The organism is Sphingomonas sp. AC435 (genome assembly GCF_979253005.1).
Genome location: NZ_CEEDCJ010000009.1, coordinates 44,460 through 61,482, shown reverse-complemented (window position 1 = coordinate 61,482; position 17,023 = coordinate 44,460). Strand labels below are relative to the sequence as shown.

Here is a 17,023-nt window from a genome sequence, read left to right as displayed (position 1 = left end):
TTATATGCGGCCAACGTGCCGTCGCCGCGTTTGTGTCCGAAGGATCAGAGCAGGGCGGTAATGGATAGCAGGATCAACGAGATAGCCGGGGCGCACGCGGCGAGCCCGTGGGCGATCCCCGCGCGTGGGTGGAAAGCGGTGCTGCTGCGCGCCTGGAACGAGGCGGGGGAGGACAATATCGGCCTGATCGCGGCGGGCGTCGCGTTCTATGCGTTCCTGTCGATCGTGCCGCTGCTGGGGGCGACGGTGCTGGTCTACGGCCTTGCCGCCGATCCGCACACGGTGGGCGAGCATGTCGCGTCGCTGACGTCGGTGATGCCACGCGATGTCGCGAAGCTGATCGGCGACCAGTTGTTGCAGGTCGTGACCACGTCGGAGGGGAAAAAGGGCTTCGGCCTCATCATCGCCCTGGCGCTGGCGCTGTACGGGGCGATGAGCGGTGCGGGGGCGATCGTGACGGCGCTGAACGTGGCGTATGAGGAGCATGAGGATCGCAGCTTCGTTAAGCAGAAGCTGCTGGCGCTGGGCGTCACCGCGGGCGCGGTCGTGCTGGTGTTGGGGGCGATGGGCACGGTCGCGGCGGTCGCGCTGCTCGGCGACCTGATGCCGTGGTCGCCGACCTGGCTGGTCGTGGGCATCCGCCTGTCGTCCTATGTACTGCTCGCCGGGCTGGCGGCGGCGGGGGCGGCGACGCTCTATCGCTACGGACCGGACCGGCGGCATGCGCAATGGACATGGCTGACGCCGGGATCGGTGGCGGCGACGGTGATCTGGCTGGCGATGACCACCGGGTTCGGCTTCTACGTCGCCAATTTCGGCAGCTACGATGCCACCTACGGGTCGCTGGGCGCGATCGTCGTGATGCTGACATGGCTGTCGCTGTCGGCCTATGTGTTCCTGCTCGGCGCGGAACTGAATTCGGAACTGGAGCGGCAGACGGATCGCGACACGACCGACGGCCCGGTGCGGCCGATGGGGCACCGCGGTGCATCGGTCGCCGACCAGCCGGCCGTGGGGTTGGCGACGACCCTGCCCAAGGATGATGCCGAGCCGAAGCAGCCGGTGACGGTGCCGCCGGTGGGGGCGGGAATGCTGCCGACGCTGATGGCGACGGGCGGGCTGGCGGCGCTGAAGCGGGGGCGCGGCTGGGGTGCGGGCCTGCTGGCGGCGGCGGGCGCGGTCGCATGGTTGCGACGAACATCGCGCTGACCGGCACATTTGTGCGACAATTGCCCTCTAGGCGCTGATCCCGATGACCATGATCCTGATGATGGCGGCCGCGCTGCCCACGCCCCAGACCGCTCCGGTTGCCGCCGCCGCGCAAGCGACGACGGTCCCGACCGGGTTGCAGACCGGGCAGCAACCGCAAACGACGCCTCAGCAATCGGGTGCCCAGCAACCGGGCACGCAGCCGGAGCGTGAACGCGAGCCGTCTGGCGGGGCCGGCGGTGCGGCGGAAGAAGAGGGCGCGGGGGAGGACATCGTCGTCACCGGGTCCCGCCCGCGCGGATCGGTGGTCGGTGATATCCCGCCCGACCAGACGCTGGGTGCGGCGGATGTCCGCTCCTACGGGGTCAGCTCGATCTCCGACCTGCTGACGGAACTCGCGCCGCAGACGACCAGCGGGCGTGGCGGCGCACCGGTCACGTTGTTGAACGGCAAGCGCATTTCCGGTTTCCAGGAAATCCGCGACATCCCGACCGAGGCGATCGAGCGCGTCGAGATCCTGCCCGAGGAGGTCGCGCTGAAATACGGTTACCGTGCCGACAGCCGCGTCGTGAACATCGTCCTGCGCCGCCGTTTCCGCGCCGCCACGGTCGAAGCGGACGCACGCCTCTCCACCGAGGGTGGCCGTACCGCGCCGGAGGGCGAACTGGACCTGCTGTCGATTCAGCGCGACGGCCGCGCCAACCTGCATCTGGAATATAGCGAGGCGAGCGCACTGCTCGAATCGCAGCGTAATATCTCCGCCGCCAGCAACGACGAGGGCACGGCCAATTTCGACCAGCGCGCCTATCGCACGCTGTTGCCGCAGACCCGCAATTTCGAGGCGAACGCCGTCTATGCGACGCCGCTGCTGGGTACGTCGGCGACGTTTAACGGGACGCTGGAACTGGCGGACACGACCGGGCAGTTCGGCCTGCCGGTGGTGACGTTGCCGGGCGATGTCGTCCGCCGGCTGGAGGACGGGTTCTCGCCGCTGACGCAGCGGGGCAGCACGTTGACCGGGCATCTCGGCACGACGATGAACGGTGCTCTCGGCCAGTGGCAATGGTCGTTCACGGGCAATTACGACCGGGTCGAAAGCGATACGCGTACCGAGACGGGCGTCGATGCCAGCGGCTTCGCGGGCGATCCGAACGGGACGCTGGTGGCCAGCCAGTTCGGCGTGCTGCCGGCGAACCGCGCGCGCTCGACCAGTTCGACCGGCGGTGGCGACCTGTTGCTGACCGGCAGCCTGTTCGATCTGCCGGCGGGCGAGGTGACGACCAGCGTGCGCGTCGGCGCGAGCACCAGCGACTTCTCGTCGCGGTCGTTCCGCAATGCCACCAACTCGCTCGGCGACGTGTCGCGCGATATCGTCAACGGGCAGGTCAACATCGACCTGCCGATCGCCAGCCGATCGCGCGACATCCTGTCGCCGCTGGGGCAATTGTCCGCGAATTTGAACGTCGGCGTCGATCACCTGTCGGATTTCGGCACGCTGCTGACGACCGGTTACGGCGCGAACTGGTCGCCGATCGACGGCGTGCGACTGATCGCGTCGGCGACCGACGAGGAGTCCGCGCCGTCCGCTCAGCAACTGGGCAACCCGACGATCACTACGCCCAATGTGCGCGTGTTCGACTATGTGCGCGGCACGACGGCGACGGTGACGACGATCAGCGGCGGCAACCCGCTGCTCGACGGGTTCGAGCGGCACGTGAAGAAGGTTGGGCTGACGCTGAAGCCGTGGAGTGCGCGCGACCTGTCGCTGACCGCCAACTACGTCGACACGCGTGTCGACAACCCGGTCGCCAGCTTCCCGGCGGCGACGGCGGCGATCGAGGCGGCGTTCCCCGATCGCTTCGTGCGCGATGCGGACGGGGAACTGATCGGCATCGACACGCGGCCGGTGAACTTCGCGCGGACGGAACAGTCGCAGCTCCGCTGGGGCGTCAATTTCTCGATGCCGCTGAAGTCGAAGATCCAGAAACAGTTGGAGGCGTTCCGCGCCGGCACCGGCCCCAACCCGTTCGAAGGGCTGCGTCCGCCCGGCGGCGGCAGGACCCCCGGTGGGGAAGGACCCGGCGCGGGTGGACCGGGTGCGGGTGGACCGGGCGCGGGTGGTCAGCGCGGGCCGGGTGGCTTCGGCGGTGGGCCTGGCGGGGGCCGCTTCGGCGGACGTGGTGGGGGCGGCGGTCGTCTGAACTTCGCCGTCTATCACACGTGGCGCTTCACCGATCGCGTACTGGTGGCGGAGGGCGGACCGTCGCTCGACCTGCTGAACGGCGACGCGATCGGCTCCAGCGGAGGCCAGTCGCGGCACCAGCTGGAGGGGCAGGCGGGATATAGCAACAACGGGCTGGGCGCACGGCTGTCGGTGAATTACCGCACCGGCACGACCGTCAACGGCCTGACCTCCGCACAGGACCTGAACTTCGGAGGGCTCGCGACCGCCGATCTGCGGGTGTTCGCCGACTTCGGCGGGCGGCTGGACTGGGTGCGGGCGCATCCGTGGCTGCGCGGCGTGCGCGTGACGGCGGGGATCAGCAACCTGTTCAACACGCGCCAGCGGGTGTCGGACGCGACGGGGGCGACGCCGATCACGTACCAGCCGGACTATCTCGATCCGCTCGGTCGGTCGGTGCGCGTGTCGATCCGGAAGCTGTTCTTCTGATCGGCCGCCCCTACAGCCCGACCTTCGCCGACAGCCATTTCGCCGCCTGTTCCGGCGTGCGCTTGTCCGTCTCGCGATCGACCTGATAGTTTGCGGCGCGCATCGCCTCCACATCGATCCGGCCGACCAGCGGCTTGAGCGCCGCCGCGAACCGCGCGTCCCCGGCGCGTTTCGGCGACAACAGCAGGATCGCGTCGTAACCGGGAATGGCGCGGCGTGGATCGGTCAGCACCGTCAGCCCGTCCGCAGCGATGCGCCCGTCCGACGAAAAGGCGGAGATCACGTCGACCCGCCCGCTCGCCAGCGCCTGATACATGAAGGTCGGGCTGTACGGCGTCGCGCCGGCGAAGCGCATCGGATAGGCCGCCTTCACTGCCGCCCATTCCGGACGCTCCAGAAACTCCAGATCGCTGCCCAGCCGCAGCCGGGGCGAGGCGGCGGCGAGATCGTCGAGCGTGCGGATCGCGCCCGGCGCCTTCATCGCGAAGGCATAGGCGTTCTCGAACCCCAGCGCGCCCAGCAGCGTCACGTCGCGCCCCTTCGTCCACTGCGTCATCGCCGCCAGCATCGGCCCGCGCGCGGGCACGTCGGTGCGTTTCATTGCATTGGTCCAGATCGTGCCGGCATAATCGACATAGACATCGACATCCCCGCTCGCGACCGCACCGAAGATCACCGCCGACCCCAGCCCGTCGCGGTACCGGACCGTGTATCCCGCCTTTTCTAGTCGCAATCCGATCAATCGGGCGAGGATATATTGCTCGGCGAAGTTCTTCGCGCCGACGGTGACGACCTTGCCCTCGCCCCGCGGCCACAACGGCGCGGTCGCCGCCGCCGTGCCGACCGCGAGCAGCGCCAGCCCGGCGATCCACAGCCCGCGCCGCCGGCGAGCGATGCCGCGCTCGACCAACCCGATCGCGGCGTCAACCGCCAGCGCCAGCCCAGCGGACGCGAAGCAGCCGGCCAGCACCAGCGCCCAGCTTTGCGTCTGCAACCCGGCGAAGATCAGGTCGCCCAGGCTCGGTTGCCCGACCGTGGTCGACAGCGTCGCCGCACCGATCGTCCATACGGCGGCGGTCCGGAGCCCCGCAATCGCCACCGGCGCGGCGAGCGGCGCCTCCACCAGCCGCAGCTTCTGCGCCGGCGTCATCCCCACCGCATCCGCCGCCTCGGTCACCGCGGGATCGATCCCGGCCAGCCCGGCGACGCCGTTCCGCAGCAGCGGCAGCAGCGCGTACAGCGTCAGCGCGAGCAGCGACGGCAGGAAGCCCAGCGCCGGAATGCCGCCCCCAACCAGCGCCGACAGGCTGAGCAGCAGGGGAAAGAACAGCGCCAGCAACGCCAGCGACGGGATCGTCTGGATCAGGCTGGCGAACCCTAGCGCCACCCGCGCCACATTGGGGCGGCGGCTGGCGACGACGGCGAGCGGCGCGGCGATGACCAGCGCCAGCAGCAATGCGGCGGCGGACAGCAGCACGTGGCTGGCGAGCAGCGGCGGCACTCGGCCCAGCGCATCGAGAAAGGCGTTCACAGGGCGGCGATCCGCTGCGCCTGTTCGCGCGGCACCGCGACCAGCGCCTGCGCCTGTTCGCCCCCGGACCCCGCCAGCAACGCGTGCGGCGTTTCGTCGGCGACGACGCGGCCGGAATCCATCACCACGACGCGCGTCGCGAGCAGCAGCGCCTCCGCCATATCGTGCGTGACGAGGATCGTCGTCAAACCGAGTTCGTCGTGCAAGTCGCGCAACCGCCGCCCCAGCGCATCGCGGGTCAGCGGGTCGAGCGCTCCGAACGCCTCGTCCATCAGCAACAGCTTCGCGCCCGGGGCGAGTGCGCGGGCGATGCCGACGCGCTGGCGCTGCCCGCCCGACAGCGCCGCCGGATCGCGCGAGGCGACCTCACGTGGCAGTTCGACCAGATCGAGCAGGCGCGCCACGTCGGGCGCAGCGTCGCCGGCGATGCGCGGACCGATCGCGATGTTCTCCGCGACGCTCATGTGCGGGAACAGGCCGATATGCTGGAACACGTAACCGATGCGGCGGCGCAACGCGGCGGCGGGGCCGGCGGCGACATCCGCACCGTCGATCAGGACGCGGCCCGCGCTGGGTTCGACCAGTCGGTTGATCGTCTTCAGCAGCGTCGACTTGCCCGACCCGGACCGTCCGACCAACGCCACGAAGCTACCCGCCTCGATCGTCAGCGACACCGCGTCGACCGCTGCGGTGGACCCGTAACGCTTGGACACGCCGTCGAAAGTGACCGAGGGGGCTGGCATCGCACCGGACGATGGGGGAGGATGCCGCCAGCGTCAAACACCCTGCGAACCGGTGTGCGTACAGGAGGGGCCATGCCCGCGATCTTCATCACCGGCGGGGCGTCGGGCATCGGCCTGGCGACCGCGCAACTGTTCGCGAGCCGGGGCTGGCGGGTCGGCATCGCCGACGTGAACGAGGTGGCCCTCGCGGCGGCGGCCGCGACGCTGCCGGCGGAAAGCGCAAGCTATGTCATGGACGTGCGTGACCGCGAGGCGTGGGTCGCCACGCTGGATGATTTCACGGCCGGCGGCGGGCTCGACGTGCTGCACAACAATGCCGGGATCGGTACCGGTGGCCCGATCGCCACGACCAGCTTCGACGATCTCGACCGGGTGGTGGCGATCAACCTCGTCGGTGTGCTGAACGGCGCGAAGATCGGCCATGCCTATCTCGCGCGGACGCCGGGATCGTGCCTGCTGAACACCGCCTCGGCGTCCGCGATCTACGGTTCCGCGGGTCTGGCGACCTATTCCGCGACCAAGTTCGGGGTGCGCGCGCTGACCGAGGCGCTCGACGGCGAATGGGCGAGGGACGGCATCCGCGTGCGCAGCATCGTACCGAGCTTCATCGAAACGCCGTTGCTGGACGGCGTGGCGAGCGGCAGCAACCGCACCATTCGCGAAACGGTGACGGCCGCGGGGATGGAGCTGACCCCGGCGGAGGCGGTAGCGGAGGCAGCGTGGGCCGCGGTGCACGGCGATGCGGTGCACTCCTATGTCGGCAAGACTGCGCGGCGCATGGCGTTCGCAGCACGCTGGATGCCGGGCGCGCTCAGAAAGCGCATGCGCCGCTGAAATCCTCCCCGGAACGGGGAGGATTGGGGTGAACCGCTACGATCCTCCCCTGCAAGGGGAGGTGGCGCGCAGCGACGGAGGGGTGACACCGCCGGCGTCGACACCCCTCCGTCAGCCCAAAGGGCTGCCACCTTCCCTTGCAGGGGAGGAGCAGGTTGCTGTCGGCCCGCCCGTTCCATTCTTCCACGATCGCGGGCGTCACGTCGATGCCGCAGGCCGATACCACGCACTGCGCCGCTGAAATCCTCCCCTGCAAGGGGAGGTGGCGCGGAGCGACGGAGGGGTGACACCGCCGGCGTCGATACCCCTTCGTCAGCCCAAAGGGCTGCCACCTCCCCTTGCAGGGGAGGAGCTTACCTGCGTCGCGTTCGACCCGCCTACTCCTCGACGATCGCGTCGATCGCGGTCGCCATGTCGATGTCGCGGGGGCTGATGCCGCCGGCGTCGTGGGTCGTCAGCAGGATGTCGACGCGATTGTAGACGTTGGTCCATTCCGGGTGGTGGTTCATGCGTTCGGCGATCAGCGCGACCTGCGTCATGAAGCCGAACGCCTCGATGAAGTCGGCGAACACGATCGTGCGGGTGATCGCGTCGCGCCCCTCGTCGAAATCCCATTCCGGCAGGCCGTCCAGCGCATCCGCCCGTTCCGCCTCGCTCAGCGCTTCCACCATGACCCTGTCCTTGCTCCCATCCTGCGGCCGGGACTATGGCGGTCGGCATGGAACGGCAAGCCGCGATCGGAGAAGCACCCGACGCCGCCGCGATCGAGACGATCGCGCGCGCCACGATCGCGCGGCTGCCCGCGGCGTTCGCGGCGCATCTGGGCGATGTCGTGCTCCTGGTCGAGGAGTTCGCCGATGACGAGACGCTGGCCGCGCTCGGCATCGAGCATCCGCTGGACCTGACCGGACTGTACCACGGGCGCCCGGTGGGCGAGAAATCCTCGATGGAGTCGGGCGCGCTGCCCGACCGCATCCACCTGTACCGGCGCGCGATCCTGGATGAATGGGTGGAGACGGGCGTGCGGCTCGACGACCTTGTCGCGCACGTCACGATCCACGAGATCGGCCACCATTTCGGCTTGTCCGACGACGACATGCACGCGCTGGAGGATGCCGCAGGACCCGACACGGGCGGCCCTGATACAGGCGGGCCGGATTGACGCTGGTCGTCGATGGTCTGGCGGCGCGGCGTGGCGGGCGGGCGATCTTCGCCGACCTGTCGTTCGCGGTCGATGCGGGCGATGCGCTGATCGTCACCGGGCCCAATGGCGTCGGCAAGTCGACGCTGCTGCGGATTTGTGCGGGGCTGTTGCCGCCGTTCGAGGGCCATGTGACGCGGCCGGACCGCGTCGCCCTGATGGCGGAGGCCGCGGCGCTGGACCCCGACCGGACGCTGGCGCAGGCGCTGGCATTCTGGTCGAAGGTCGATGGCGCCGACGATCCCGACGGGCGCGTCGAGGATGCGCTGGCGGATGTCGATCTCGCCGCACTGGCACGGGTGCCGGTGCGGATGCTGTCCACCGGGCAGCGGCGGCGGGCGGCGATGGCGCGCGTGGTCGCGAGCGGTGCGGAGCTGTGGCTGCTCGACGAACCCGCCAACGGGCTCGACGCGGCGGCGGTCGCGCGGCTGGAGGTGCTGGTGGAGCGGCATGTCGAGCGCGGCGGGTCCGCCGTCGTCGCCACGCACCTGCCGCTGCATTTGCCCGCGACGCAGCGGCTGGTGCTGGAGGGCGGCGCGTGATCGCACTGATCCTCCGCGACATCCGGCGCGGTTACGCCGGTGGCGGCGCGACGCTGGTCGTCATCTTCTTCCTGCTGACGGCGACCCTGTTCCCGTTCGCGATCGGGCCCGACCCGGCGCTGCTCGCGCGGGTCGGCGGCGGCGTCGTCTGGGCGGCGGCATTGCTGGCGGCGTTGCTGCCCGTGGAGCGACTGGTCGCGCCCGATCTGGAGGCGGGTGTGCTGGACCAGATCGCGGTGCGCGGCCGGTCGATGGCGGCGGTCGCGGCGGCGAAGATCGCGGCGCACTGGATCGCGTTCGCGCCGCCGCTGATGCTGGCGGCGGTGGTCGCGGCGGCGTTGCTCGACCTGTCGGCGGAGACGCTGGAGCGGGTCGAGATCGGGCTGGCGATCGGTACGCCGGGTCTGGCGGCGCTGGCAATCGCGACCGCGGCGCTGACCGCATCGTTCCGCGGCGCGGGGGCGCTCGCCGGGCTGGTCATGCTTCCGCTGGCCGTGCCGCTGCTGATCTTCGGCGCGGGGGCGCTGGACGACGGAGAGGGAGCGTTCAAGCTGTTGGGCGCGGTCAGTCTGTTGCTCGTCGCGGGTGCACCGTTCGTGGCCGGCGCGGCGATGCGGACGGCGATGGAATGATTGATCAGGATTAGGTCCACCGATAGACCCATGTTAATCATGCCCTATGGACGCAGCGTTCCTCCTCAAGCTGCAATCTGCCGGCCGGCTGAACGACGGTGATCGGGAGCGACTGTCGAAGCTGTGCGACGACATCCGCCCCTTCCACGCCCGGCGGGATATCATTCGCGAGGGTGACCGGCCCGATCACGTGCATCTGATGATCGAAGGCTGGTCGTGCCGGTACAAGATGCTGGCGGACGGGACGCGCCAGATCACCGCGTTCCTGGTGCCCGGCGACTTTTGCGATACGCAGATTACGATCTTCGACGAGATGGACCATAGCATCGGCAGCCTGACGGACTGCCGCGTCGCCTTCGTACCGCGCGCGTTGATCGCGGAACTGACCGAACAGCCGGCGATCGCACGCGCCCTGTGGTGGGCCAGCCTCGTCGACGAAGCCGTGCTGCGCGCGTGGATCGTGAATATGGGCCGGCGCGAGGCTCAGGATAGGATCGCCCACCTGATCTGCGAGCTCCACGTCCGGCTGCGCAACGTCGGGCTGGCACCCGGCAACAGTTTCGAGCTTCCGCTGACGCAGGAGGAACTGAGCGACGCGCTGGGCCTGACCAGCGTGCACGTGAACCGCACGCTGAAACGGCTGCGTGAGGATGGACTGATGACGTTCAGGCGTCAGCAGATCGTCATCACCGACGTGCCCGCCCTGCGCAAGATCGCGGATTTCGACCCGAATTACCTGCACCTGCCGGCGGGGGTCGGCGAGGATTAAGGGGCGAGGGCTCGCTTCTCCCAACCCTGAAGGTCAGGGAGGGGAGGAGAGAAGATCGACCTATCCGGCATCACCCGTGCTCCCGCGAAGGCGGGAGCCCAGCCCCTGGGTCCCCGCGCTCGCGGGGATACACGCTGGTCCATGTCGCCAGCGGATACATACCGGACGTGTTCTGAGTCGACGACTCGTCCGACGACGCTTCCTGTGTAACCGATGAGGTCGTCCATCCAGCCTGAGACGGCCAGCCGACACGAAACTACCGGCTCCAGCGCGCCCAGATCGCGGTTGGGAGGACCAATCCGCGCGCTTCCTCGCGGACGCCGAGTTCGCCGGCCTCGACCGTGCCCGGCAGGTCCTTGAACACCTGCGCCAGCATCTCGCCGATCGCCAGCGCCGACATCCGCACCGCGTAGACGGTCAGGAACAGGAAGCGCGAGTTCTCGTCCAGCAAGCGCCGGCAATCGGCGATCAGGCGCGGCAAATCCTCTTCCAGGCGCCAGATCTCCCCCTCCGGCCCGCGCCCGTATTTCGGGGGATCGAGCAGGATGCCGTCATAGCGCCGCCCGCGCCGCACTTCGCGCGCGACGAACTTGGCGGCGTCGTCGATCAGCCAGCGGACCGGCGCATCGTTCAGCCCGGACAGCGCGGCATTGCCGCGTGCCGCCTCGACCGACTTCTTCGACGCATCGACATGCACCATCTTCGCGCCGTTCGCCGCCATCGCCAGCGTTCCGACGCCGGTATAACCGAACAGGTTCATGCATTCGGGCGCGTCGAGGCCCGCCGTCCGCTCCCGCATCCAGCTCCACACCGGGGCCATGTCGGGAAAGAAACCGAGGTGGCGGAACGGCGTCGTCTGGGCGGTGAAGGACACATTGTCCCAACGCAGCTTCCACCCGTCGCGCGGGACCGGCTCGGTGAAGGCCCAGCGGCCGCCGCCCTCCTCGTCGGAGCCGGGCACGAACTCCGCCGCGGCATGCCAGTCGTCGCCGGCGGGGGCCCACATCGCCTGCGGCTCCGGCCGGACGAAGCGGAACCGGCCGTACCGTTCCAGCTTCTTGCCATGTCCCGAATCGATCAGGCCGTAATCGGCCCAGGGTTCGCCGATCAGCGTGTCGAGCTTCATACGAGAGTCGGCGTGGCATGCTCCGCGACATAGCCGCCGATCGCGGCAAGGGTCGCGGGCAGGGTGACGCAGCGCTCCTCGCGCTCGAACAGGTCGCCGACCCGGCCGGGCAGTGCGGGGCGGACCCCGGTCGCACGCTCCACGGCGTCCCCGAACTTGGCGGGGTGCGCGGTCGCGAGCGTCACGACGGGCGCATCGACCTCCAGACGCTGCGCTGCGGCAAGCGCGATCGCGGTGTGCGGATCGAGGACGTGACCGGTGCGATCGTGCGTGCGCCGCATCGCCAGCGCCATGTCGTCGCCGTCGACCCGCGCGCTGGTGAACAGCCCTGACGCGCCCTCCTGCTGGGCATTGGTCAGGCGCAGGCTGCCGCTCGTGTCGAAGCCGCGCATCTGCGCCGCCAGCGCCGCGCCGTCACGGTCGCCGAGGTCGAACAGCAGCCGCTCGAAATTGGACGACACCTGGATGTCCATCGACGGGGTCGCGGTCTGCTGGACAGTGCCCTTCGAATAGTCGCCCGCGGACAGCGCGCGGTGGAGGATGTCGTTGACGTTGGTCGCGACGACCAGCTTGGCGACCGGCAGCCCCATGCGCGCCGCGACATAGCCCGCGAACACGTCGCCGAAATTGCCGGTCGGCACGGAGAAGGCAACCGCCCGCTCCGGCGCGCCGAGCCGGACCGCGGCGTAGAAATAATAGACCACCTGCGCCATCAACCGCGCCCAGTTGATCGAATTCACCGCCGACAGGGTGAAGCGGCCCGACAGCGCCGGATCGGCGAACATCGCCTTCACCAGCGCCTGCGCCTGATCGAAATCGCCCTCGATCGCGATGTTGTGGACGTTGGGCGACAGCACCGTCGTCATCTGCCGCCGCTGCACGTCCGACACGCGGCCGAGCGGGTGCAGCATGAAGATGTCGATGCCCGCGCGGCCGGCGACGGCGTCGATCGCCGCCGACCCGGTATCGCCGCTGGTCGCGCCGATGATCGTCAGCCGCTGGTCGGTGCCGGTCAGGAACCGCTCGAACAACAGGCCGAGCAGCTGGAGCGCGACATCCTTGAACGCCAGCGTCGGCCCGTGGAACAGCTCCAGCAGCCACTGGTCGTGGCCGAGCTGCACCAGCGGCGTCACCGCGGCGTGGCTGAACCGGCCATAGGCGGTCTCGCACAGCGCCAGCAATTCATCGGAAGTCAGCGAGTCGCCGACGAACGGCGTCATGATGCGGGCGGCGGTCTGCGCGTAGGACAGCCCGGCAAGGTCGGCGATCTCCCCCGCCGACAGCGTCGGCCACGTCTCGGGCACATAGAGTCCGCCATCGGCGGCAAGGCCCGCGAGCGTCGCGCCGCGGAAATCGAGGACGGGCGCGGAGCCGCGCGTGCTGACGTAACGCATGGCGGCCCCGACTAACGACTGCGCCGCCGCATCGCCAGCACATAGATGATCGCGGCGACGCCGGCGAAGAAGAACCACTGCACGCCGTACGCCAGATGGTTGTTCGGGACCGAGTCGAGATCGGGCGCAGCGTTGGCTTGCAGCCCGTCGGGTGGCGTCGCGGCGACGAGCATCATCGCCTGCGGACGATGATCGAACAGCGATCCGATCAGCGAGCGGCCGTCGGGCGCATGGCTGATATAACCGGCGATCGGCCCGCCGTCCCAGACCGGCTTCGCTTTGGGGTCGCGGGTGGTGCCGAGCTGGACGATCAGGCCGGACCCGCAGGTGGCGATGGCGCGGAAGCCCGATGCGCCGGCCCCCGCCAGCTTCACCGCCACCGGCGGCGTGCAGGTCGCAGACGTGCGGCGGAACAGCAGCGATTCGTCGGGCGCGGTCGGGAAGGGGATCGCAGGCTTCACGGGGTTGCCCGCAAGCTGCTGGAGAAACGCCAGCTTCTGCGGCCGGCGGTCGAGCAATTGCCACAGGCCCAGCCCGATCATCGCCGCGATGGCGAGGACGACGATGGTGGTCGCGACGACGGGGAAGCGCTTCATTCCCGGATCCGCCCTTCCTGCGCCGCGTTCCGGTACTCGGCCGCGAGCAGCATCGCCTTGGCGATTCGGAGCGAGCCGATCGTCGTCGCGATCATGAACGGTATCCAGATCAGGACGTGCACCCACCAGGGCGGATCGAGCGCGAGTTGCAGCCAGATCGCCAGCCCGACGACCAGCGCACCGAGGATGAGCGTGAGGAACGCGGCCGGCCCGTCGCCGACGTTGAAGGAGCCGATATCGAGCCCGCAGCGCGGGCAGCGTCCGACGAAGCGGAGGAGGCCGGTATAGAGGCCGGGAGAACCACAGCGCGGGCAGAGGCCCTTCAGGCCGGCCTGCACCAGCGTCGGTGCGGTATCGGCTGATGCAGGATCGCCGGCCCCGGTCGGACCGGAGCCGGGGAAGCGGAGCGCAGGATCGCTCATCGCGCGGCCTGCGCCCGTAGAAGTGTCACCCGCCGTGGACCGGCGCGCCCCAGCCACCCCAGACGTAGACGGTGACGAACAGGAACAGCCACACCACGTCGACGAAGTGCCAGTACCACGCCGCCGCCTCGAAGCCGAAATGCTGCTTCGGCGTGAAGTCGCCCTTGTACGCGCGGATCAGGCAGACGAGCAGGAAGATCGTGCCGACCAGCACGTGGAACCCGTGGAACCCGGTCGCCATGAAGAACGCCGCGCCGTAGTTGATGCCCTTGAACGGGAACGGCGCGTGCATGTACTCGTACGCCTGGATCGACGTGAACAGCGCGCCCAGCAGCACCGTCAGCCACAGGCCCTTCAGCACGCCGTCACGGTCGCCGACGCCCAGCGCACCCCAAAGGCCGCGCTTCTCGCCGCCGCGCTGGTTATGGATCAGCGCGTGGTGCGCCCAGGTCACGGTCGTGCCCGATGCCAGCAGGATCAGCGTGTTGAGCAGCGGCAGCTCGAACGCGTTGATGACTTCCAAGCCCTTGGGCGGCCACGTCGCGGCGACCGCGGCGGCACCCTCGGCGGCGCGTTCGACCTGACCGTCGACGATACTCATCGCGGTCGGGAAGAGCGAGAAGTCGAAAAATGCCCAGAACCAGCCGACGAAGAACATGACTTCCGAGGCGATGAACAGGATCATGCCATAGCGGAAATGCAACTGGACGACGGGAGTGTGGTCGCCGGCATGCGCCTCGCGGATCACCTGTGCCCACCAGCTGTACATGCCGAACAGCACCGCCGCGAAGCCGATCAGGAAGATCCAGCCGCCGCCGGCGTAATCATGCATGTACATGATGCCGCCCGATGCCATCACCAACGCCGCCATCGACGTGTAGAAGGGCATGATGCTGGGTGGCAGGATGTGGTAGTCGTGGTTCTTGGCGCCGGCCATCGTCGCTTCCCTGTTGGCTTTTCCGGTCCGCTCTAGCTGGTGGGAGCCGCCGAATCCACCGGGTAAAACGTGTACGACAGCGTGATCGTTTCGATGTCCGCGGCGTCGGGGTCCTTCAGCATCTTCGGATCGACGTAGAAGATGACCGGCATGCGCGCCGTCTCACCCGGTTTCAGCGTCTGCTGCGTGAAGCAGAAGCACTGGATCTTGGTGAAATACTTGCCCGCCTGCGCCGGTGTGACGTTGAACGTCGCGGTGCCGGTGATGGGCTTGTCCGACGTGTTCGTCGCGGTGAAGAACGCCATGTCGCGCGCGCCGACCGCAACGGTGTCGGACGTGTTTTCCGGCCGGAACTTCCACGGCAGCTTGGGGCTGACGTTCGCATCGAAATCGACGCGCACCATGCGCTCGGTCGCGCCGGGGGCCTGTTGCCCGCGCTGGGTCGTGCCGTTCAGGCCGGTGACCTGACAGAACATGCGATACAGCGGGATGCTGGCCCAGGCGAGGCCGGTCATGAAACAGATGCCCAGCACCGCCAGCACCGCCGTGCGCGTGGTGCGGCCTTTCACGGCAGGGTTGCTTGCCGGACGATCGGTCAATGCGATGCCCCCATGCCCATCTGGATCTTGGCGATCGAGATCGCGAAGGTCAGCAGCACCAATGCGCCGAGCAGCAGCGCCATGACGAGCGCGCGGCTCTTCTGCCGCTTGCGGATCAGGTCTTGTTCTTCCGGAGTCATGCCAGCACCCACCGATCGGCGACGAGCGCGCCGAAGATCACGAAAAGATAGAGGATAGAATAGCTGAACAGCCGCTTCTCCGGCTTCATCGCATCGCCCTCGACCTGACGGCGGGTCGCGACCAGCACCGCCAGCAGCGCGAAGATGCCGGTCAGCACGATCGACGCCACGCCGTAGATGGGGCCGGTCAGCCCCAGCGGCCAGGGGGCGATCGCCGCGACCGCCATCGGGATCGTGTAGAGGCCGATCTGCACCCGCGTCGCACGCTCGCCCGCCACGACGGGCAGCATCGGCACACCGGCATTGGCGTAATCCGTCTTTACGAACAGCGCGAGCGCCCAGAAATGCGGCGGAGTCCACAGGAACACCAGCATGAACAGCAGCACCGGCAGCAGCGCGACCTGACCGGTCGCCGCGGCCCAGCCGATCAGCGGCGGAAACGCGCCCGCCGCGCCGCCGATGACGATGTTCTGCGGCGTCCGCCGCTTCAGCCACACGGTATAGACGAGGACGTAGAACAGGATCGACACGGTCAGGATCGCAGCGGCGGCGATATTGACCGCCAGCCCCATCAGGATCACCGAAAACACCGATAGCCCGACGCCGAAGTGCAAAGCGGCCTGACGATCCATCCGGCCGGCGGGCAGCGGCCGCTTCTGCGTGCGGCGCATGACGGCGTCGATGTCCGCCTCGTACCACTGGTTCAGCGCGCCCGCCGCGCCCGCGCCGAGCGCGATGCACAGGATCGCGGTGAAGCCGATCACGGGGTGGATGCCGACCGGTGCGGCCAGCATGCCGCACAGCCCGGTGAACACGACGAGCGTCATCACCCTGGGCTTCGTCAACGCCAGGAAATCACGCCAGTCGGCGGGCGGCAGCAGGGGGGTCGCGGTGGTCATGGGATGAGGCGAGCCTATACGCTTCGCGGAGCCGGGAAGAAAGCGCCGCTGACAGGCTGTCACAAAAGTGACATGGGCGTCATCATGCGATCGTTTCTGCTATCAGCCGCCACCCTCCTGTCACTTGCATCGCCAGCGATGGCGCAGACCACCAACGACGAGCAATTCTGGTTCAACGCCACCGTCATGGGCGCGGTCGGCGGCGACCTCGTGTATTTCGCGGAGGTGCAGCCCCGCATCGGCGACGGCGTGTCGCGCCTCGACCAGCTGTTGCTGCGGCCGGCGATCGGCTGGCGGATCAGCCCACAGGTGACCGTCTATCAGGGCTATGCCCATGTCGTTTCGCCGGTGGAGGGCGGCAAGGACCGTAACGAGGAACGCAGTTTCCAACAGATCAGCTGGACGTTGCCGGCGTCGCGCCGCGGCGAAATCCAGTCGCGGACCCGGCTGGAACAGCGCTGGCGCTCGGATGGTCGCGACGTCGGCCACCGCCTGCGTGAGATGATCCGCGGCGAATATGCGTTTGCCGAATCGGGCAGGGGCGTCCGCGCGCTCGGGTCGGTGGAGGCGTTCGTCGCGTTGAACGACACCGATTGGGGCGCGCGCGGCGGCTTCGATCAGTTCCGCACCTTCGCCGGGGTCGAGGTGCCGCTGACGGGACGATCGACGATCGAGGCGGGCTATCTGAATCAGGCGATCAACCAGCCCGCCGGCCGGACGCGCATGAGCCACGTGCTGTCGCTGGCGGTGTTCTTTCGCCACTGACCCGTACCGGCGG

General features: G+C 68.9%; 19 protein-coding genes. 8 read left to right on the top strand and 11 right to left on the bottom strand.

The annotated features are described in order from the left end of the window. The first annotated feature begins 60 nt into the window (after window positions 1–60). Together AC0CH8_RS15565 and AC0CH8_RS15560 are read left to right on the top strand one after the other, a co-directional pair. The gene (locus tag AC0CH8_RS15565; protein WP_465240686.1) at window positions 61–1,209 is read left to right on the top strand and encodes a YihY/virulence factor BrkB family protein; all 1,149 of its coding nucleotides are present in this window, start codon (window positions 61–63) and stop codon (window positions 1,207–1,209) included. A gap of 43 nt (window positions 1,210–1,252) precedes the next feature. Next, window positions 1,253–3,880: a TonB-dependent receptor gene (locus AC0CH8_RS15560; protein WP_465240685.1), complete on the top strand. Its 2,628-nt coding sequence runs from the start codon at window positions 1,253–1,255 to the stop codon at window positions 3,878–3,880. 10 nt (window positions 3,881–3,890) lie between these two features. Here the strand turns inward: AC0CH8_RS15560 and AC0CH8_RS15555 are convergent, their stop codons facing one another. Together AC0CH8_RS15555 and AC0CH8_RS15550 are read right to left on the bottom strand one after the other, a co-directional pair. Next, a complete protein-coding gene (locus tag AC0CH8_RS15555) occupies window positions 3,891–5,411 on the bottom strand; it encodes an ABC transporter permease/substrate-binding protein (protein ID WP_465240684.1) in 1,521 nt (506 codons plus the stop codon). Next, window positions 5,408–6,154 (bottom strand): ATP-binding cassette domain-containing protein, encoded by a 747-nt coding sequence (locus AC0CH8_RS15550; protein WP_465240683.1) that lies wholly within the window; start codon window positions 6,152–6,154, stop codon window positions 5,408–5,410. The genes AC0CH8_RS15555 and AC0CH8_RS15550 overlap by 4 nt, the downstream gene beginning before the upstream one ends. A gap of 72 nt (window positions 6,155–6,226) precedes the next feature. Here AC0CH8_RS15550 and AC0CH8_RS15545 point away from each other — a divergent pair, with 72 nt between their 5' ends. Then, complete coding sequence (locus AC0CH8_RS15545) at window positions 6,227–6,988, top strand: SDR family oxidoreductase (protein ID WP_465240682.1); 762 nt, start codon at window positions 6,227–6,229, stop codon at window positions 6,986–6,988. A gap of 377 nt (window positions 6,989–7,365) precedes the next feature. On the opposite strand, the gene AC0CH8_RS15540 is transcribed toward AC0CH8_RS15545, so the two are convergent. Next, window positions 7,366–7,659, bottom strand: a complete 294-nt coding sequence (locus AC0CH8_RS15540; RefSeq protein ID WP_204198839.1) for a 4a-hydroxytetrahydrobiopterin dehydratase — start codon at window positions 7,657–7,659, stop codon at window positions 7,366–7,368. A 47-nt stretch (window positions 7,660–7,706) separates the two neighbouring features. Here AC0CH8_RS15540 and AC0CH8_RS15535 point away from each other — a divergent pair, with 47 nt between their 5' ends. The 4 genes from AC0CH8_RS15535 to AC0CH8_RS15520 are packed head-to-tail and all read left to right on the top strand — an operon-like array spanning window position 7,707 to window position 10,132. Further along, complete coding sequence (locus tag AC0CH8_RS15535; RefSeq protein WP_204198838.1) at window positions 7,707–8,150, top strand: metallopeptidase family protein; 444 nt, start codon at window positions 7,707–7,709, stop codon at window positions 8,148–8,150. Beyond that, window positions 8,147–8,731 carry a heme ABC exporter ATP-binding protein CcmA gene (ccmA, locus tag AC0CH8_RS15530; protein ID WP_465240681.1) on the top strand — a complete coding sequence of 195 codons (585 nt, stop codon included), beginning with the start codon at window positions 8,147–8,149 and terminating at the stop codon, window positions 8,729–8,731. The genes AC0CH8_RS15535 and ccmA overlap by 4 nt, the downstream gene beginning before the upstream one ends. Next, window positions 8,728–9,363, top strand: a complete 636-nt coding sequence (locus AC0CH8_RS15525; protein WP_465240680.1) for a heme exporter protein CcmB — start codon at window positions 8,728–8,730, stop codon at window positions 9,361–9,363. The genes ccmA and AC0CH8_RS15525 overlap by 4 nt, the downstream gene beginning before the upstream one ends. Before the next feature lie 46 nt (window positions 9,364–9,409). Continuing rightward, window positions 9,410–10,132, top strand: coding sequence for a Crp/Fnr family transcriptional regulator (locus AC0CH8_RS15520; protein WP_465240679.1), 723 nt, complete (start codon window positions 9,410–9,412; stop codon window positions 10,130–10,132). 256 nt (window positions 10,133–10,388) lie between these two features. Here AC0CH8_RS15520 and AC0CH8_RS15515 read toward each other — a convergent pair whose 3' ends face one another. From AC0CH8_RS15515 to AC0CH8_RS15480, 8 genes are read right to left on the bottom strand one after another with little or no spacing between them, the layout of a single operon-like run. Then, entirely contained in the window at window positions 10,389–11,258 is an 870-nt protein-coding gene (locus AC0CH8_RS15515; protein WP_204198834.1) for a class I SAM-dependent methyltransferase, read from the bottom strand. Further along, window positions 11,255–12,652, bottom strand: a complete 1,398-nt coding sequence (thrC, locus tag AC0CH8_RS15510) for a threonine synthase (protein ID WP_465240678.1) — start codon at window positions 12,650–12,652, stop codon at window positions 11,255–11,257. Before thrC ends, AC0CH8_RS15515 begins: the two co-directional genes overlap by 4 nt. An 11-nt stretch (window positions 12,653–12,663) precedes the next feature. Beyond that, entirely contained in the window at window positions 12,664–13,248 is a 585-nt protein-coding gene (locus AC0CH8_RS15505) for an SURF1 family cytochrome oxidase biogenesis protein (RefSeq protein WP_465240677.1), read from the bottom strand. Next, window positions 13,245–13,670, bottom strand: coding sequence for a DUF983 domain-containing protein (locus AC0CH8_RS15500; RefSeq protein ID WP_465240676.1), 426 nt, complete (start codon window positions 13,668–13,670; stop codon window positions 13,245–13,247). The genes AC0CH8_RS15505 and AC0CH8_RS15500 overlap by 4 nt, the downstream gene beginning before the upstream one ends. A 25-nt stretch (window positions 13,671–13,695) precedes the next feature. Further along, complete coding sequence (locus AC0CH8_RS15495; RefSeq protein WP_465240675.1) at window positions 13,696–14,607, bottom strand: cytochrome c oxidase subunit 3; 912 nt, start codon at window positions 14,605–14,607, stop codon at window positions 13,696–13,698. 32 nt (window positions 14,608–14,639) lie between these two features. Next, complete coding sequence (locus tag AC0CH8_RS15490; RefSeq protein WP_204198829.1) at window positions 14,640–15,176, bottom strand: cytochrome c oxidase assembly protein; 537 nt, start codon at window positions 15,174–15,176, stop codon at window positions 14,640–14,642. A gap of 26 nt (window positions 15,177–15,202) precedes the next feature. Continuing rightward, window positions 15,203–15,346 carry a hypothetical protein gene (locus AC0CH8_RS15485; RefSeq protein ID WP_168377321.1) on the bottom strand — a complete coding sequence of 48 codons (144 nt, stop codon included), beginning with the start codon at window positions 15,344–15,346 and terminating at the stop codon, window positions 15,203–15,205. After that, window positions 15,343–16,245, bottom strand: a complete 903-nt coding sequence (locus AC0CH8_RS15480) for a heme o synthase (RefSeq protein WP_204198828.1) — start codon at window positions 16,243–16,245, stop codon at window positions 15,343–15,345. Before AC0CH8_RS15480 ends, AC0CH8_RS15485 begins: the two co-directional genes overlap by 4 nt. Before the next feature lie 138 nt (window positions 16,246–16,383). Here AC0CH8_RS15480 and AC0CH8_RS15475 point away from each other — a divergent pair, with 138 nt between their 5' ends. Further along, window positions 16,384–17,010: a DUF2490 domain-containing protein gene (locus AC0CH8_RS15475; RefSeq protein ID WP_465240674.1), complete on the top strand. Its 627-nt coding sequence runs from the start codon at window positions 16,384–16,386 to the stop codon at window positions 17,008–17,010. The last annotated feature ends 13 nt before the right edge of the window (window positions 17,011–17,023 follow it).

Excerpts from the sequence above, each read along its gene's own strand:
- AC0CH8_RS15485 (WP_168377321.1), bottom strand. The coding sequence starts at position 15,346 with ATGACTCCGGAAGAACAAGACCTGATCCGCAAGCGGCAGAAGAGCCGC.
- AC0CH8_RS15520 (WP_465240679.1), top strand. The coding sequence starts at position 9,410 with ATGGACGCAGCGTTCCTCCTCAAGCTGCAATCTGCCGGCCGGCTGAAC.
- AC0CH8_RS15475 (WP_465240674.1), top strand. The coding sequence starts at position 16,384 with ATGGCGCAGACCACCAACGACGAGCAATTCTGGTTCAACGCCACCGTC.
- AC0CH8_RS15500 (WP_465240676.1), bottom strand. The coding sequence starts at position 13,670 with ATGAGCGATCCTGCGCTCCGCTTCCCCGGCTCCGGTCCGACCGGGGCC.
- AC0CH8_RS15495 (WP_465240675.1), bottom strand. The coding sequence starts at position 14,607 with ATGGCCGGCGCCAAGAACCACGACTACCACATCCTGCCACCCAGCATC.
- AC0CH8_RS15480 (WP_204198828.1), bottom strand. The coding sequence starts at position 16,245 with ATGACCACCGCGACCCCCCTGCTGCCGCCCGCCGACTGGCGTGATTTC.
- AC0CH8_RS15565 (WP_465240686.1), top strand. The coding sequence starts at position 61 with ATGGATAGCAGGATCAACGAGATAGCCGGGGCGCACGCGGCGAGCCCG.
- AC0CH8_RS15550 (WP_465240683.1), bottom strand. The coding sequence starts at position 6,154 with ATGCCAGCCCCCTCGGTCACTTTCGACGGCGTGTCCAAGCGTTACGGG.
- AC0CH8_RS15560 (WP_465240685.1), top strand. The coding sequence starts at position 1,253 with ATGACCATGATCCTGATGATGGCGGCCGCGCTGCCCACGCCCCAGACC.
- AC0CH8_RS15540 (WP_204198839.1), bottom strand. The coding sequence starts at position 7,659 with ATGGTGGAAGCGCTGAGCGAGGCGGAACGGGCGGATGCGCTGGACGGC.
- AC0CH8_RS15545 (WP_465240682.1), top strand. The coding sequence starts at position 6,227 with ATGCCCGCGATCTTCATCACCGGCGGGGCGTCGGGCATCGGCCTGGCG.
- AC0CH8_RS15505 (WP_465240677.1), bottom strand. The coding sequence starts at position 13,248 with ATGAAGCGCTTCCCCGTCGTCGCGACCACCATCGTCGTCCTCGCCATC.
- AC0CH8_RS15535 (WP_204198838.1), top strand. The coding sequence starts at position 7,707 with ATGGAACGGCAAGCCGCGATCGGAGAAGCACCCGACGCCGCCGCGATC.
- AC0CH8_RS15515 (WP_204198834.1), bottom strand. The coding sequence starts at position 11,258 with ATGAAGCTCGACACGCTGATCGGCGAACCCTGGGCCGATTACGGCCTG.
- thrC (WP_465240678.1), bottom strand. The coding sequence starts at position 12,652 with ATGCGTTACGTCAGCACGCGCGGCTCCGCGCCCGTCCTCGATTTCCGC.